Raw genomic sequence first — 15,587 nt, 5'->3', positions numbered from 1 at the left:
GCCTCACACCTCCAGTTCCATGCCGTCCACCGCCACCTCCATGCCGTGCTGCTCGACGACGCGGCGCTCGGGCGCGTCCTCGAGCAGGATCGGGTTGGTGTTGTTGACGTGCGTGTAGACCTTGCGCGCGATCGGCAGCGGCGCGAGCAGCTCGAGGCTGCCGCCCGGTCCGCTGATCGGCTGGTGCCCCATCTCGCGGGCGGTCCGGCTGCCGAGTCCGAGCCGGGCCAGCTCGTCGTCGGCCCAGCAGGTCCCGTCGACCAGCAGGCACGCGCAGTCGTCGAGCTCCTCGCGCACCGTCGCCAGGTCCTGCACGACCGGCAGGCAGACCAGCGCCCCGCCGCTGTGCTCGTCGGTCAGCCGGTAGCCGACGACCCGGCCCTTGTCGGTCCCGCCGCCGAACCGCGCCCGCTTGGTCGTGGGGACGTCGAAGGCCCGGTAGGACAGCCCGCCGCCGAGCGGCACGTCCACCCCCGGGACCACCGGCCGCCACGTCACCGGGCAGTAGGCCTCCAGCACGCGCAGCAGCCCGGTGCCCTCGTGGAGCGTGTCCCGCGTCGCCTCGGTCGCGTGGACGACCAGGTCCCGGCCCTCGCGCAGCAGCAGCAGGCCGAGGGTGGAGTCGAGCTCGGCGTCGGGGAGCAGCACCGCCTCCAGCGGCACCGCCCGGCTCCCGTCGGTGGGGTGCAGGGCGGGGAAGGCGGCGAACTGGGCGGGCACGTCGGGTGAGGCGCCGACCAGCGTCCAGCGCCGGCGGTCGGGGCTGACCGCGACCGACGACTGGGTGCGGGGGCGAGCGGGCCGGGACCCGTCGCGCACCGCCCGGCACGACGGGCAGGCGCAGTTCCACTGCGGGAACCCACCGCCCGCCGCCGAGCCCAGTACCCGCACCCACATGCCGATCGGCGTCCCCTCGTCGCGCTCCGGAGTGGAGGGAGGGCGCCGGGCCCGCGGCCCGGCGCCCTCCCCGGTTGCTGTCGGAGTCAGTCGCGCTCCTCCAGGGCGCCCATGTAGGCGGTCACCTCGGCGGAGACCCGGATCTCCTCGAACGTGGGTGGCTCCCACTCCTGCGCTGCGGGCAGGGAGACGCGGTCATCGCGGTCCACGGCTGTCACCTCCCCCCGCTGGACTCGATGCCCTCGGGCAGGGAGAAGACGAACAGCGCCTGGCCGTGGGGGCCGCCCATCATCCCGGGCAGGAACCCCTCGACCCAGGCCCCCCAGCCGACCGGCACGGCGATGTACTGCTTGCCGTCGACGCTGTAGGTGCACGGGCTGCTGTGGTGCCCGCTGCCGCAGTTGAACGCCCACAGCTGCTCGCCGCTGCGGGCGTCGAGCGCGACGAACTGCCCCGACGGCGTGCCGGCGAACACCAGGTCGCCCGCGGTGGCCAGCACCGACGCGCACATCGGCAGGTCGTTGCGCCAGCGCCATGCCTCCTGGCCGGTGGCCGGGTCGAAGGCCGTGATCGACCCCGTCATGTCCTCGGCGTCCACGACGACCGCGGCGCCCCAGTACGGGATGCTCTCCTTGAACTCGCGGCGCCGGCGGGCGACCGTCGCGCCGGTGTCCTGCACCGGGACGTAGAACAACCCGGTCTTCTGGCTGTACGCCGCGTGCGTCCACTCCTTGGCGCCGGCCGGCCCGGGGTAGAAGTGGACCTCCTCTCCCTCCGCCTCGGGGTAGATGCTCGCCGTCACCAGCCCGTTCGGGGTGATGTTCCCCCACGTGATCCGGTCGACGAAGGGGAAGATCCGCACCCGCTCGCCGTTGGTGCGGTCCAGGACGAAGGCGTAGCCGTTCTTGTCGAAGTGGGCCAGGAGCTTGCGCCCGTCCTGCTCGAACAGAATGCACTCCATGTTCGAGTCGTAGTCCCACAGGTCGTGCGGGGTGCACTGGTAGTGCCAGCGGATCTCCCCGGTGTCGACGTCCACCGCGATCACGCTGTCGGTGTGCAGGTTGTCGCCTTCCCGGACCTCCCCGTCGAAGTCCGGTGCCGGGTTGCCGGTGCCCCAGTACAGGAGGTTGGTCTCCGGGTCGAAGGTGCCGGTGATCCAGCAGTTGCCCCCGCCCCGCGCCCAGGCCTCGCCCTCGGCCGGCCAGGTCTCCGACCCCGGCTCGCCGGGCTTGGGGACCGTGTAGCAGCGCCAGACCCGCTCACCGGTCTCCATGTCGTAGGCGTCGAGGTGGCCGCGGACGCCGAACTCCCCGCCGGAGCTGCCGACGACGACCCGGTCCTTCACCGCCAGCGGGGCGATCGTGAGGCTCTCGCCGGCGCGGACGTCGCCGCTGGTCACGTCCCACAGGCACGCGCCCGTGGTGGCGTCGAGCGCCAGCACGTGCGCGTTCAGGGTGCAGACGAACACCTTGCCCTGCGCCACGGCGACCCCGCGGTTGACGTTGCCGCAGCACAGCGAGGTGTCGAACGGGATGGCGTGCTTGTACTGCCACAACAGCTGGCCGGTCTTCGCGTCGAGGGCCCACACCCAGCCGTCCCACCCCGTCACGTACATGACGCCGTCGACGACGATCGGGGAGTTCTCGAAGGCGTAGGTCGACTGGCCCGCGTGCAGGCTCTGCGGGGCGAAACTGAAGACCCAGGCCACCTTCAGCTGCGTGACGTTCTCGGTGTTCACCTGGTCGAGCAGGCTGTACCGCTGCCCGTCGTAGGCGCCGTAGTAGGTGAGCCAGTTCTGCGACTCGGAGCGGGCGTCGAGGAGGCGCTCGTAGGTGACCCCCTGGGCCACCGGGGGCGCCGTCCCCGTCGCGGTCGTCAGGGAGCCGAAGTTGACGGCCGGCGGAGCTTCTCGGTATTCGATCGTGGTCATCGACTGCTCCTGTCTACGGTCGGGGCTGCGGCGGGCGGTCGAGTCGGGCCGACGCGGGGACGTCGCCCATCACGACGATCGCGCCGATCAGTCCCCGGCCCTCGTCGTTGCCGACGTTGGAGCTGAACCAGTAGTAGCCCGGGCCGTCGAGGGTGACGTGGACCTTGCCCCGCGTGTAGTTGGGCAGCCAGATCCACTGGCTGTCCCCGTTGCTCGGCACGAGCGCGCAGTGGGTGTTCTGGTCGTCGTTGACGAACTCGATCTCGAGCTCGCCGCCGTGCGACATGACCAGGACCGAGGGGTCCCAGACCAGCTGGTCCGGTGGGATCCGGATCGTGGCGCTCATCCGGCCGTCGGTCCCCTCCTCGGCCTGGGCGACGTTCCCGTTCGCCAGCAGCCGGCCCAGCGTCCCGTCGTTCTGCCTGTCCAGCCCGAACTTGCGCAACAACTCGTTGCGGTCCGGTGTGAGGGTCGCCAAGGACCCCACCTCCTCGTGGTGGACGTGTCGGCCGAGGCCGACGCGGTCTCCCTGCCGCCGCGCCGGAGGCCGTTGGAACACCGTCCGCCGGTGGCTAGCCTCGGATCAGGCGACCGCGGCACGATCCTGGGATCGGTCTTCCCCCCAGCCCTAGGGGATCTGGATGAACGGCGCGAAAGAGCCGACGACCGGCGCGTCCCCCGCGACGAACGGGGCGGCGCTCTCCGACGAGAGCCTCCGGCGGATCGCCGCGGCGCGGGAGGAGTTCGCGGCCGGCGCGGACGGCGTCCACGGCGTCCGCCCCGAGATCCTCGTGTCCTGGTACCGCTGCCGTGAGGAGTACGAGGTCAGCCCGGAGCTGGAACGGGCGCCGGCCGCCGCCGAGGGGACCCCGCACTCGATCGAGCACGACGTGGTGTTCGCCGAGCTCGGCGGCCTGGCCGCCGCGGCGGCCCGGGAGGCCGGCGACGACGCCCTGGTCAGCGTGGCCGACTGCGACGGGCACGTCCTGGCGGCGTGGGGCAGCCGGCGGCTGCTGACCCTGGCCGCGGACAGCAACCTGGCCACCTGGTCGGCGTGGTCGGAGCGGGCCAGCGGCACCAACGGCATGGGCACCGCCCTGGAGAGCCAGCACCCCGTCCTGGTCCGGGGGCCGGAGCACTGGTGCCAGGGGTTCCACCCGTGGATGTGTGCCGGCGTCGCGGTGCGCGACGTCGTCACCCACGACCCGCTGGCCGCCCTCAACGTCTCCCGCTGGCGGACGCCGCTGCCCGACGCCGTCCTGCCGTGGCTGCGCGCCGCCGCCGCGGCCACCGAGGCCACGCTGCGCCGGCGGGCCCGGCACACCGGCACCCTGCTCGCCGCGGCCCTGGCCGGCGCCCGGGAGGCACCGGGGACGCCGCTGGCCGCGGTGGACACGGTCGGCAAGGTCGTGCTGGCCAACACCGAGGCCGCCGTCCTGCTCGGCACGCCCGCGGACGCCCCGGCCTACGCACCGTCGGACCGGTGGATGCCGCAGGTCCCCGCCGTGCTGGAGCTGACCCGGCGGGCGACCGCGCGGGCCCGGCAGGACGCCGGGTGGTGCGGGGCGACGCAGCTCTACGTCCCCTTCCTCGACCAGCCGCTGCCGGTCAACGTCCGGCCGGTGTTCGACGGGTCGCAGGTGATCGGCGCGCTGCTGGCCTTCCGGGCGACCGACGGCGCCGGCTCCCCGGAGCTGCAGGGCGACGCGGACCCCGGGTTCCCCGGTCCGCACGCGTTCCCCGACCGGGTCGTCGCCCTGCGGGACGCCCGGTGGGTCCTGCTCGACCCCCGGGAGATCCGGTACGCCGAGACCGACCACGACAACGTCTGGCTGGTGAGCGACCAGGGTCGGCTGCTGGCCGCGGTCCGGGGCCTGGACCGCCTCGAGCAGCAGCTCGGCGGCCGCGGGTTCCTGCGTGTCCACCGCCGCTTCCTGGTCAACCTCGGCCGGGTGCGGGAGATCGAGCCGGGCTTCAAGGGCGCGCTGTACCTCTCCACCGACACCCGCCGCCACGAGACCGTGCCGGTCGCCCGCAGGCACGTGCCGCGGGTCCGCCAGGCGCTCGGTCTGTAGGCGCCGGGATGAGCGCCTCCCTCGACCGCGCCCGCGAGCTGCTGCGCCACTCCCCGCTCGTCGACGGCCACAACGACCTGCCGTGGGCGCTGCGCACCCGGTTCGGCGCCGACCTGGACCGGGTGGACCTCGCGGCCCCGGTCGCCGGGACGCACACCGACCTGCCGCGGCTGCGCCGGGGCGGGGTCGGCGGCCAGTTCTGGTCGGTCTACGTCCCCGGCGCCCTGCAGGGCGACGCGGCGGTGACCGCCACCCTGGAACAGGTCGACCTCGTCCACCGGATGGTCCGCCGCCACCCCGACCACCTGGAGCTCGCGCTCGGTGCCGACGACGTCGAGGCCGCGTTCGCCCGCGGCCGGGTCGCCTCGCTGCTGGGCGCCGAGGGCGGCCACTCCATCGCCAACTCCCTGGGCGTGCTGCGCCCGCTGCACGCGCTCGGCGTCCGGTACCTGACCCTCACGCACAACGTCAACGTCCCGTGGGCCGACGCGGCGACCGACGTCCCGGCGGTCGGGGGGCTCAGCCCGTTCGGGCGGGAGGTCGTGCGGGAGATGAACCGGCTGGGGGTGCTGGTCGACCTCTCCCACGTGGCGGCGACCACGGCCCGCGACGCCCTGACGGTCGCGGAGGCCCCGGTCGTGTTCTCGCACTCGGCGGCCCGGGCGCTGTGCGACACCCCTCGCAACGTCCCCGACGACCTGCTGCGCGGGCTGGCCGCCAACGGTGGCGTGTGCATGGTGACGTTCGTGCCGGACTTCGTCTCGCCGCGGTGCCGCGCGTGGGCGCTGGGGCTGCGGGCCGAGGTCGAACGCCGCGGGCTCGACCCGCGGGACGCCGGGGTCCGTGCCGCGGTGGGCGCCGAGTACGAAGCCGCCCACCCCCGCCCGCGCGCGGTGCTCGCCGAGGTGGCCGACCACGTCGAGCACGTCACGTCGGTGGCCGGGATCGACCACGTCGGCATCGGCGGGGACTTCGACGGGTCCGACGACGTCCCCGACGGCCTCGAGGACGTCGCCTGCTACCCCGCGCTGGTCGCCGAGCTGCTCGACCGGGGCTGGCGCCGGGAGGACTGCGTCCGGCTGGTCGGCGGCAACGTGCTGCGCGTGCTGCGGCAGGCCGAGGCGGTCGCGCGGTGCCTGTCCGCCCGGCGGCCCGCGTCGACGGCGCGGCTCGAGGACCTCGACCGCACCTGACCGCCACCCGCCGCGACGTCCCGGCCACCGTCGCACGGTGGCCGGGACGTCGACCGGTCCTCCCCCGGTCAGGGGGCGCCGGCGGTCACCTCCCCGCTCCGGACGGCTCGGGCTCCCGGCCGGACCCGGACCCCGACTCGGCCGGCGCGGCCAGGACGGCGCGGCGGGCCCGGTTGGCCACCATCGCCACCAGCCGCTCCAGCGGGCCCTGCCCCCTCCAGCGGTGCCAGAGGACGGCGAAGACCAGGGCCCCGACCACGAGCAGCAGGTACACGGCGAGGGGGCGGGTCTCCGTCCACGGCGAGAGCAGGACGAAGGCGTGGGCGGAGTAGACGGTCAGGGTCATGGCCCCGGCCAGGGCGACCGGCCGCAGCAGGCGCTGGGCGGAGCGCAGCCGGCACACCAGGAGCACCAGGCCGAGCACGGCGATCGCCGAGCCGATCGTGTGCAGCATGTCCAGCGGCGTGCCGGAGTGGTGCGCCCGGGTCGCCAGCCACCACCACGACTCGGTCGGGCTGGTGTCCCAGACGACCTCGCCCGGGGTCTCTCCGGCCTCCGCGGCGAGCAGGGCCTGCAGGCCACCGAGGCGTTCGACGAGCAGCCACGAGGCGACCCAGGTGACGACCGCCAGGGCCAGCCCGCCGACCAGCAGCCGGAGGGCCACCCTCGTCGAGGACAGGTCCAGCCGGCCGATGGCCAGGCCCACGCAGATGTAGGCCATGTAGACCACGGCGGGGTAGTCGCCGGTGACCGTCAACAGGGAGAGCAGGCCCAGGGGGTCGGTGACGGGCGCGGCCAGCGTGGGGTCGGAGTCGAAGCCGGACTCCCAGCCCAGGTACTCCGCTCCCAGCAGGACCAGCGGGCCGACCGCCACCAGGACGCCGGCGACGGCGACCAGGGTGCGCGACCGCAGCCCGATCAGCGGGATGGCCAGCAGGAAGAACAGGCCGTAGTAGCCGAGGATGACCCCGAGGTTGTCGGGGGCGGTGTAGCCGAGCGCGAGGCCGATGGCGCCGATGCACAGCGCGCGGACGGCGATGTTCGCCCGGGCCGCGCGCCGGGCGACGCCCTGCACGGGGCGTAGGCCGCCGGAGATGAAGGCCAGGCTGATGCCGGCCACCAGCACGAACATGGTCGCCGACCGGCCGATCACGGTCATCCCGGACAGCGTCGGCGTGCCGTCGTCGGTGACCACGTCGACGAACACGTTCGCCGCGAGCATCGAGATCAGCGCGACCCCGCGGGCGACGTCGACGCCCTGGAACCGCGACTTCACGGGGATGCGGGCCGGCGGGGCGACGGTCGGGCGCGGGGCGAGCGCGCACGCCTCAGCCACGACCCACCTCCCGCCCCGCGGTCGCCACGATCTCGGCGGACGGTGTGCACGGCTTCCTCGACATACACGGCTCCTCGGTTCGAGTGCTGGAAAGGCTGGTGCCGGTACGGCAGGTGCCGTAACGGCGATGGGTGGTGGTGTCCGGGATCTGCGGGAGGTGCGGCGCCGACGGGGCCGTGCTCACGCGGTGCGGCGGGTGAGGGAGGACGGCACGCGGGCCGACCGGGTCTCCGACCGCAACCGGGTCCGCGGGGACTGGTTGGCGTAGCCGGCCGGCAGCGTGTTGCAGCGCCGCGCCTCGATGACCGGCTGGCTCCACGGGTCCGGCTGTGCGGCCATGTGGACGTGGACGATGCCGTCGGCTGGGTCGTAGGTGTTCATCGCGATCTCCCCGGTGGCGTTCCCGGAGTGCTCTCCGGGAGCGGTGGTCTGTCGAGTTCTCCTGGGGAGAAGACTCGTCGGACCCGGACCCGCGGGACATCGCGCTGACCCCCCTGCCGCCCCCGCGAGCCCCCGTTCCCCGCCGGGGGCAGACCCCCCGGCGGGGCGGGGGTCACCGCCAGGCGTGCAGCCCCGGCGACCACGACGCCGGGCCCTGCCACGAGCGTCGCGGAGCCGGCGGGATGCGCCGGACCGTCCCCGGGTCGGCCGGCGGCCGGGGCGCCCCCGTGCACACCTGCAGCACGGCGAGGAGCGCGGCGAGCTCCTCCGCCGTGGGCTCGCCCTTGCTGATCGAGACCAGTGCCGGGTCCACGCGCGCGCCCCCGTCAGAGCGGCACGTTGCCGTGCTTGCGGTGCGGCAGCACCTGCCGCTTGGAGCGCAGCAGCGCCAGGGACCGGATGAGGACCGCGCGGGTGTCCCGCGGGTCGACGACGTCGTCCACCAGGCCGCGCTCGGCCGCGGCGAAGGGGGTCATCAGCCGGTCGGCGTACTCCGACACCAGCTCCGCTCGCGTCGCCTCGGGGTCCTCGGCGGCCGCGATCTCCTTGCGGAAGATGATGCTGGCCGCGGCGTCGGCCCCCATGACGGCGACCTCGTTGGACGGCCAGGCGAAGGAGAGGTCCGCGCCGACGGCCTTGGAGTCCATGACGATGTAGGCGCCGCCGTAGGCCTTGCGGAGGATCAGCTGGATCCGGGGCACGGTGGCGTCGCAGTAGGCGTAGAGCAGCTTCGCGCCGCGCCGGATGATCCCGGCGTGCTCCTGCTCGGCCCCGGGGAGGAACCCGGGGACGTCGACCAGGGTCACCAGCGGGATGTTGAACGCGTCGCAGGTCCGGACGAACCGGGCGGCCTTCTCCGCGGCGTCGATGTCGAGCACCCCGGCGAGCACCGACGGCTGGTTGGCCACGATGCCGACCACGGAACCGCCGAGCCGCGACAGCGCGCAGACGATGTTGCGGGCCCACTGCGGGTGCAGTTCGAGGTAGTCGCCGTCGTCCACGACCTCGGCGATCACGTCACGGACGTCGTAGGCCCGGTGGGGCTGGACGGGGACGACGTCGAGCAGCGCCTCGCAGGACCGGTCCGCCGGGTCCGACGACGCCGCCTCCGGGGGCTCCTCCTGGTTGTTGGCGGGCAGGAAGGACAGCAGGTGGCGGACGTCCTCCAGGCAGCTCTCCTCGTCGTCGGAGACGAAGGTCGAGACGCCGGTGCGGGTCGCGTGGACGGCCGATCCGCCGAGGTCCTCCGGGCTGATCCGCTCCCCGGTCACCGCCGCGACGACGTCCGGGCCGGTGATGAACATCTTCGCCGCGTCGCGGACGGTGAAGACGAAGTCGGTGAGCGCCGGTGAGTACACGGCCCCGCCCGCGCACGCGCCGAACACGACCGAGATCTGCGGGATGACCCCCGAGGCGCGCACGTTGCGCCGGAAGATGCCGCCGAACCCGGCCAGGGCGTCGACGCCCTCCTGGATGCGCGCGCCGCCGCCCTCGTTGAGCCCGACGATCGGCACGCCCATGGACTCGGCCAGGTCCATCACCGTGTGGATCTTGCTGGCGAAGACCTCCCCGAGCGCCCCGCCGAAGACCCGGGGGTCGTGCGCGAAGACGCACACCCGCCGGCCGTCGACCGTGCCCCAGCCGGTCACCACCCCGTCGGTGTCCGGACGGCGGCGCTCCATGCCGAACCCGGTCGCCCGGTGCCGGGCGAAGGGGCCCACCTCGACGAACGAGCCCTCGTCGAGCAGCAGGTCGATCCGCTCCCGCGCGGTCAGCTTCCCGGGGGTGCGCGGCCGCGTCGACGTGGCCGGTCCCTCCACCGCCTCGCGCCGGCGGCGCGCCACCCGGGCGGTGGCCTCCCGCAGGGACCCGGGTGGCTCCGGCCGGGCCGGTGGGGACGGGTGCGCCGCTCCCCCACGGCGGGGGCGCAGGGGCGTGACCGACGCCGGGTGCGTCCCCTCGCCCCGGTTCCTCGTGTGGGGGTGCGGATGGCCGGCGTCCTCCACCGGCCAGGCCGACCCGTTCCACCCGTTCGTCAGCACGCGCTCTCCTCAGTTCTCCAGGTGACCGTCGGTAGCGGGCCGGTCACACGCCCGACGTCACCTGCCGGTTGACCAGTGCCACGAGCTCCGCGGGGGTGCTGCACTGCGCGGCCTCCCGGAGCAGGGGGATGCCGCAGCTGCGCTCCAGCTCGGCGATGACGTCCTGGAACTGCGACGACCCGAGCCCCAGGCAGTTGGCCCCGGACCGGGGCTCGACTGCCGCTCCGCGCGATTCCGGTCGCTGCTCCCGCCGGCGCACGGTGTCCACCACGCCCGACAACTCGTCGAGGGTCAGGACGCCCGGAGGTGCACCGTCCGTCCCCTCGCCGCGCCTCGGGCGGGGCAGCGCGTCGCCGCCGACGGGGATCGCCGCAGGAGGACGTCCCAGCGAGTCCACGGCGGCCCTCAGCGCGCAGACCGAGCCCAGCGGACCGACGTGCACGACGCGCTCCGCCGCCGCCTCGAGCGCCGGCGCAGCCGCCGTGAACCCCTCGCAGCTGCCACCGGCGAACACGGTGGTCGCCGTGCCGCCGGCGTCCCCGACGAACCACGCCTCCACGGTGTGCACCCCGAACGCGGCCAGGCGCGCGGCAGCCGAGAGCACGAAGACCGGGCCCGTGGAGGAGGGCACGACGACGATCCCGCCGTCCCGCAGCGTCTCCCCCACTCCCCCGAGGTCGAACAGCACCTCGTCGGCGGCGGCCTCGTCGGGCACGGAGACGAAGACGAGGTCGGCCGGCTCGGCCGCGTCCGCCGGGATGCGCGCGGGCTTCGCCCCCGTCTCCACCATCGTCGTCACCGTCCAGGCGTCGCGGTCGTGCACGGTGACCTCGAACCCGTGGTCGAGCAGCCGGCGCGCGACCGTCCGCCCGGTGGCCCCCAGGCCGATCACACCGACACTGGTCGTACGGCACATGACGTCTCCTCGTTCGGGTGTGGACGTGCGGTGGATGGACACGCTGCTGCGCTCAGCCATGGCGGCGCAGGTCGGTGAAGAAGTCGTCGACGACCCGCAGGTCGCCGGCGCGGGTCACCTCGTCGTAGACGTACTTGCCGACGGCGAGGTCGAGCACCCCGAGGCCGAACGGGGAGAAGACGACCGGCCGGTCGGCCGGCACGGTCACCCGGCCGGTGAGGACGTCGTCGAGGGTGCCGGTGAGGAAGTCGCGGCTGCCGGTGCGCTGCTCGACCAGGTGCGGCGAGGTGTCGGCCTTGAGGCAGTGCTCGACGTCGTCGACCACGTTGGCGCAGGTGAGCAGGATGTCGGGGTCGAGGTCGCGCAGGGACACGTGCAGGACCAGCGGGTCGTGGTCGAACCAGGACCGGTCGGACACGTGCGGGGTGCCGGCCACGGTGGCGAAGACGACCAGGTCGCTGGAGCGGATCAGGTCCTCGGCGGTGTCGTGCACGGTGATCGTCGCCGCCGTCCCGGTCCGCTCGAGGTAGCCGCGGAAGCCGGCCGCGCTGTCGGGCGCGGTGTCGTGGACGCCGATCTCGTCGAAGGTCCAGCCGGTGCCGGCCAGGAAGGTGTGGATGTAGCGGGCGATCAGCCCGACGCCGAAGAAGCCGACGCGGGTGGGCCGCGACCGGCCCCGCGAGAGCCGGTCGGCGGCGAGCGCGGCCGAGGCGGCCGTGCGCGTGGCGTTGATGACGGAGGCCTCGAGGCAGGCGAACGGGTAGCCGGTGTCGTGGTCGTTGAGGATGAGCACCGCCGACGCCCGCGGGATCCCGGCCGCGACGTTGTCCGGGAAGCTGGAGACCCACTTCAGGCCGTCCACCCGCACGTCCCCGCCGATCGAGGCGGGCAGGGCGATGATCCGGGACGACGGCCGGTCCGGGAAGCGCAGGAAGTACGACGGCGGGTTGACCGAGTCCCCGGCGCCGTGCAGCCGGTAGGTGGCCTCGACCAGGTCGACGACCTCCTTCTCGCGGCCGGCGAGGGCCTGTTGCACCTGCCCTCCGGAGATGACGGCGAACGACGGCACGGCGGTCGGCTGGGGCACGGGGGTCTCCCTGGGGTCGGGTCCGCGGGTGGCCGTCACCGGGCCACCTCGACGGTCGGAGCGGGGTCGGTCAGGTGCACCGGGTCGGTCAGGTGCACCGGGTCGGCCAGGCCGACGAGCACCTCGCGGGGGCCCTCGAACGGCTGCCTGCCGTGGGCGGTGCGGGTGTTGTCGACGAGCAGCAGGTCGCCGGCCTGCCAGGGCTCGGCCACGGTGGCGGCCTCGTACGCCTCGTTGATCGTCGCGACGACGTCCGCGCCGATCGGGTCGCCGTTGCCGAAGCGGGTGGTGAACGGCAGGCCGTCCTCGCCGTAGACCTCGACGAGGTACTCGCGGATCTCCGGGGCGAGGGTCCACTCGTTGAGGAAGGCGACCTGGTTGAACCAGCAGCGCGCCCCGGTGACCGGGTGCCGGACCACGGCGCTGCGCCGCTGGCGGGTGCGCAGGCCGCCGTCGGGCTGCCACGCGAACTCGATCGCGGCCGCCCGGCAGTACCGCTCGACGGCGGCGGGGTCGTCGGTGCCGAAGGCCTCGGCCCACGAGGCGCCGATCTCGTCGTTGTAGGTGCGGGTCAGCAGCCACCCGTGCCGCTCGAACCGCTCGACGAGCGCGGGCGGCAGCGCGCCGAGGACGGCCGCCGCGTCGGCCAGCGGGGTGGCTCCGCCCGCCGTCGGCGCGACGAGGCAGGCGAACAGCAGCAGCCCGGGGAACTCCAGGGCGTAGCTCTGCTCGTGGTGCACGCACATCTGCTGGTTCGCCGGCCAGGGCGTGGCCGAGTACACGCCGCCGACCACCGGCTCCCGGGGCGCGAACGCCTCCCGCTCCGGCACCAGCCGGTCGGCCAGCCGGTCGCAGACGGCGGCCACGGTGCCGGCGTCCGCCAGGCCGAGGCCGCGGACGAGCAGCGCGCCGTGCTCGGTGACCGCCGCGCGCACGGCGTCCCGGTGCGCGGTCGCCCAGGCCGCCGCGTCGCCGGCGGCCCCGACCTCCACGAGCGGAGGGCGGCCGGGCTGCAGGTCCACGGCGGGCAGTGCTGCTGCGGGGTACGACGACACGTCGGTGTCCTCCGGTCGGGGTGCGGGGGCGGGCCGGTGGGGGGCGGCGGTCACCGGGGTCCCACCGATGCGGGCCGGCACGTCGCGGCTCCAGTGGCGGCCGGTTCCGGCGGCGTCGCGGGGAGGCCGGGACCGCCCGAGGACCTGGCGTCGACGAGGGCGGCGAGGTCGGCCAGGACGGGGTGGGCGACGACGTCCTTGATCGAGACCGCCCGGGAGAGGGCGATCGCCAGCTTCACCGCCGTGAGCGACGTGCCCCCGCGCTCGAAGAACGAGTCCTCGCGTCCGATCTGGTCCTCGCCGATGCCGAGCACCTGGGCCCAGGCGGCGGCCACCCGCTGCTCGGTCGGCGTGGCCGGGGCGGGTGCGTCGCCGTCGGCGGCGGCGAGGTCCGCGGCGAGGGCGGTGAGCGCCTTCTTGTCGATCTTGCCGTTGGCGGTCAGCGGCAGGGACTCCTGCCAGTGGACGGCCTTCGGGACCATGTAGACCGGCAGCGACGTGGCCAGCCGGGCCCGCAGCTCGTCGACCTCCAGCGGCCGTGGGCCGGAGTAGAAGGCCACCAGGTGCCGGCTGCGGTCGGCCGCCTCGGCGACGACCACCGCGCCGTCGCGCACCCCCGGCGTGCGCAGCAGGGTGTTCTCGATCTCGCCGATCTCGATCCGGAAGCCGGCGATCTTGACCTGGCTGTCGCGGCGGCCGAGGAACTCCAGCTTGCCGTCGGGCCGCCAGCGGCCGTGGTCGCCGCTGCGGTACAGCCGCCGACCGGGCCGGTGCGGGTCGGGCACGAACGCCGCCCGGGTCCGCTCAGGGTCGTTGACGTAGCCGCGGCCGACGCACACGCCGGCGAAGACGATCTCCCCGGGCGCGCCGAGCGGCACCGGGGCCAGGTGGGCGTCGACGACGCGGATCTCCACGTTGGCCACCGGCGGCCCGAGCGGCATGCGGTCACCGGCCGGCGGGGCGTGCATGACCTCGTGGTTGGTGTCGTCGCTGGTCTCGGTCAGCCCGTAGGCGTTGACCAGCGCGATGCCCGGCGCCGTCGCGAACCAGCGGGCGGCGAGCTCCTTCTTCAGCGCCTCCCCGGTGACCGACACGCACCGCAGGTGCGGCAGCGGCCGCGGGTGGGCCTCCAGGTAGGAGAGCACCACCTCCAGGTAGGAGGGCACCACCTGCACCACCGCCACCCGCTCGGTGGCCAGCAGGTCGACGAACCGCTCGGCGTCGAGGACCACGTCCTGGGGCACCAGCAGGGTGCGGCCGCCGACCAGCAGCGCGGAGACCAGCTGCCACAGCGAGATGTCGAAGCACTGCGGCGCCACCTGGGCCACGGCCGAACCCTCGACGACGCCCAGGTCGTCGATCTTGGCGAACAGGTGGTTGAGCATGCCGGCGTGCTCGCACATCGCACCCTTGGGCTCCCCGGTGGAACCGGAGGTGAAGTAGATGTAGGCCAGCTGGTCGGGGGCGACCTCGATGCCCAGGTCGGTGTCGTCGTGGCCCTCGCCGATGCCGGCGGCGACGTCCAGCACGACCACGCCGGGCAGTTGCGCCAGGGCGGTGTCCAGGCCGGCGCGGGCGCCGGGCGTGGTGAGTGCCAGCCGCCCGCCGGACCGCGAGAGTGTCCGCGCGATGCGGTCGGCCGGGAAGTGCGGCTCGATCGGCAGGTAGGCGCCGCCGGCCTTGAACACCGCCAGCACCGCGGTCAGCCAGTCCAGGTCCCGCTCGGTGACCACCGCGACGACGTCCTCGGCGGCCAGCCCGCGGGCCCGCAGCGCCCGGGCCAGCCGGTTGGCGCGGGCGTTGAGCTCCCCGTAGGTGACCTGCCGGTCCTCGTGGACGGCGGCGACGTCGTCCGGCCGGATCCGGGCCTGCTCCTCGAACAGCTCGTGCGCCCGCCGGTCGGGCAGCTCCCGGTGCGGGCCGGCCATCCCGTCCAGCTGCAGCCGTGCCTCCTCCGCCGACAGCAGGCTGCCCGCCAGCGGGTCGGCGTCGGGGTCGGCGACCAGCTGGGCCAGGGCCGTGCGGTGGTAGCCGCAGATCCGCGCCGCCGCGCCCGCGTCCAGGGCGTCCTCACGGTGGCGCAGCACCAGCCGCGCCCCGTCCCCGGCCACCCCGATCCGCAGCACCGCGCCCTCGGGCAGCTCCCCGTCGCCGGCCGGGTCGAAGGCCACCTCCGACGTCGGGCCGGCCACACCCAGCTCGGCGCGCAGCGCGGCCAGGGGCACCTCCCGGTGCGCCCGCAGCCCCGCCTCGGCCGCGGCCGCGGCGCCCACCAGGTCCCGCCACGAGCCGGCGTCCACCGGCAGTCGGCACGGCAGCGGTCCCGCGCCGCCCCCGGCCAGGTGGCCGGTGACCACCTCGGTCTCCCCGGACAGCGCCGCGACCACCCGGGCGTGCGCGGCCAGGAACACCGCCGACGCCGGCACCCCCAGCTCGCCGGCCAGCCGGCGCACTGCCCTGGTCAGCCCGCCGGGCAGCGGCGCCTCGTGTCCGGCGGTGCCGGGCCGCGGGTCGAGGGTCCACCGCGGGATCGCCGTCGACCCGCCGGCGAGGAGCACCTCGCGCCAGAACTCGCGGCCGGAACGCGTCGTTGCCATGACCATCAGGGGGGTCTC

14 protein-coding genes are annotated in these 15,587 nt (G+C 74.8%); 2 read left to right on the top strand and 12 right to left on the bottom strand.

The genetic code is table 11. The features are described from left to right. Positions 1 to 3: 3 nt before the first annotated feature. The 4 genes from pqqB to ACI79D_RS02565 all read right to left on the bottom strand — a co-directional run bounded on the left by pqqB (position 4) and on the right by ACI79D_RS02565 (position 3,305). Positions 4 to 897, bottom strand: coding sequence for a pyrroloquinoline quinone biosynthesis protein PqqB (gene pqqB, locus ACI79D_RS02580; RefSeq protein WP_456916733.1), 894 nt, complete (start codon positions 895 to 897; stop codon positions 4 to 6). 86 nt (positions 898 to 983) lie between these two features. Continuing rightward, entirely contained in the window at positions 984 to 1,106 is a 123-nt protein-coding gene (pqqA, locus tag ACI79D_RS02575; RefSeq protein WP_456916732.1) for a pyrroloquinoline quinone precursor peptide PqqA, read from the bottom strand. A 5-nt stretch (positions 1,107 to 1,111) separates the two neighbouring features. Next, a complete protein-coding gene (locus tag ACI79D_RS02570; protein ID WP_456916731.1) occupies positions 1,112 to 2,827 on the bottom strand; it encodes a PQQ-dependent dehydrogenase, methanol/ethanol family in 1,716 nt (571 codons plus the stop codon). Between the two features lie 13 nt (positions 2,828 to 2,840). Beyond that, positions 2,841 to 3,305 carry an MSMEG_3727 family PQQ-associated protein gene (locus ACI79D_RS02565; protein WP_456916730.1) on the bottom strand — a complete coding sequence of 155 codons (465 nt, stop codon included), beginning with the start codon at positions 3,303 to 3,305 and terminating at the stop codon, positions 2,841 to 2,843. 163 nt (positions 3,306 to 3,468) lie between these two features. On the opposite strand from ACI79D_RS02565, the gene ACI79D_RS02560 reads away from it, so the two are divergent. Together ACI79D_RS02560 and ACI79D_RS02555 are read left to right on the top strand one after the other, a co-directional pair. After that, on the top strand, positions 3,469 to 4,902 hold the full coding sequence (locus ACI79D_RS02560) for a LytTR family transcriptional regulator DNA-binding domain-containing protein (protein WP_456916729.1): 1,434 nt from the start codon (positions 3,469 to 3,471) through the stop codon (positions 4,900 to 4,902). 8 nt (positions 4,903 to 4,910) lie between these two features. Then, positions 4,911 to 6,095 carry a dipeptidase gene (locus ACI79D_RS02555; protein WP_456916728.1) on the top strand — a complete coding sequence of 395 codons (1,185 nt, stop codon included), beginning with the start codon at positions 4,911 to 4,913 and terminating at the stop codon, positions 6,093 to 6,095. An 85-nt stretch (positions 6,096 to 6,180) separates the two neighbouring features. On the opposite strand, the gene ACI79D_RS02550 is transcribed toward ACI79D_RS02555, so the two are convergent. From ACI79D_RS02550 to ACI79D_RS02515, 8 genes are all read right to left on the bottom strand, one after another. Continuing rightward, positions 6,181 to 7,431: a heparan-alpha-glucosaminide N-acetyltransferase domain-containing protein gene (locus ACI79D_RS02550; RefSeq protein WP_456916727.1), complete on the bottom strand. Its 1,251-nt coding sequence runs from the start codon at positions 7,429 to 7,431 to the stop codon at positions 6,181 to 6,183. Between the two features lie 180 nt (positions 7,432 to 7,611). After that, the gene (locus ACI79D_RS02545) at positions 7,612 to 7,812 is read right to left on the bottom strand and encodes a hypothetical protein (RefSeq protein WP_456916726.1); all 201 of its coding nucleotides are present in this window, start codon (positions 7,810 to 7,812) and stop codon (positions 7,612 to 7,614) included. A 172-nt stretch (positions 7,813 to 7,984) separates the two neighbouring features. Further along, positions 7,985 to 8,185 (bottom strand): acyl-CoA carboxylase subunit epsilon, encoded by a 201-nt coding sequence (locus tag ACI79D_RS02540; RefSeq protein WP_456916725.1) that lies wholly within the window; start codon positions 8,183 to 8,185, stop codon positions 7,985 to 7,987. 13 nt (positions 8,186 to 8,198) lie between these two features. Then, complete coding sequence (locus tag ACI79D_RS02535; protein WP_456916724.1) at positions 8,199 to 9,716, bottom strand: acyl-CoA carboxylase subunit beta; 1,518 nt, start codon at positions 9,714 to 9,716, stop codon at positions 8,199 to 8,201. Positions 9,717 to 9,957: 241 nt separating this feature from the next. Continuing rightward, entirely contained in the window at positions 9,958 to 10,830 is an 873-nt protein-coding gene (locus tag ACI79D_RS02530) for an NAD(P)-binding domain-containing protein (protein WP_456916723.1), read from the bottom strand. Between the two features lie 52 nt (positions 10,831 to 10,882). Beyond that, positions 10,883 to 11,917 (bottom strand): 2,3-diaminopropionate biosynthesis protein SbnB, encoded by a 1,035-nt coding sequence (gene sbnB / locus ACI79D_RS02525; RefSeq protein WP_456916722.1) that lies wholly within the window; start codon positions 11,915 to 11,917, stop codon positions 10,883 to 10,885. Positions 11,918 to 11,952: 35 nt separating this feature from the next. Continuing rightward, positions 11,953 to 12,972, bottom strand: a complete 1,020-nt coding sequence (locus ACI79D_RS02520) for a TauD/TfdA family dioxygenase (RefSeq protein WP_456916721.1) — start codon at positions 12,970 to 12,972, stop codon at positions 11,953 to 11,955. 50 nt (positions 12,973 to 13,022) lie between these two features. Further along, a complete protein-coding gene (locus ACI79D_RS02515) occupies positions 13,023 to 15,569 on the bottom strand; it encodes a non-ribosomal peptide synthetase (protein ID WP_456916720.1) in 2,547 nt (848 codons plus the stop codon). Positions 15,570 to 15,587 lie beyond the last annotated feature (18 nt).

This window comes from Geodermatophilus sp. SYSU D00708 (assembly GCF_054050115.1).
Note: the sequence above shows the minus strand (reverse complement) of the source record. Positions and strands in the feature narration are given on the sequence as shown.

What these genes read in the sequence shown, in the direction of transcription:
- ACI79D_RS02530 (WP_456916723.1), bottom strand. Translation starts at nt 10,830, where the DNA reads ATGTGCCGTACGACCAGTGTCGGTGTGATCGGCCTGGGGGCCACCGGG.
- pqqB (WP_456916733.1), bottom strand. Translation starts at nt 897, where the DNA reads ATGTGGGTGCGGGTACTGGGCTCGGCGGCGGGCGGTGGGTTCCCGCAG.
- ACI79D_RS02515 (WP_456916720.1), bottom strand. Translation starts at nt 15,569, where the DNA reads ATGGCAACGACGCGTTCCGGCCGCGAGTTCTGGCGCGAGGTGCTCCTC.
- ACI79D_RS02555 (WP_456916728.1), top strand. Translation starts at nt 4,911, where the DNA reads ATGAGCGCCTCCCTCGACCGCGCCCGCGAGCTGCTGCGCCACTCCCCG.
- ACI79D_RS02545 (WP_456916726.1), bottom strand. Translation starts at nt 7,812, where the DNA reads ATGAACACCTACGACCCAGCCGACGGCATCGTCCACGTCCACATGGCC.
- ACI79D_RS02570 (WP_456916731.1), bottom strand. Translation starts at nt 2,827, where the DNA reads ATGACCACGATCGAATACCGAGAAGCTCCGCCGGCCGTCAACTTCGGC.
- ACI79D_RS02560 (WP_456916729.1), top strand. Translation starts at nt 3,469, where the DNA reads ATGAACGGCGCGAAAGAGCCGACGACCGGCGCGTCCCCCGCGACGAAC.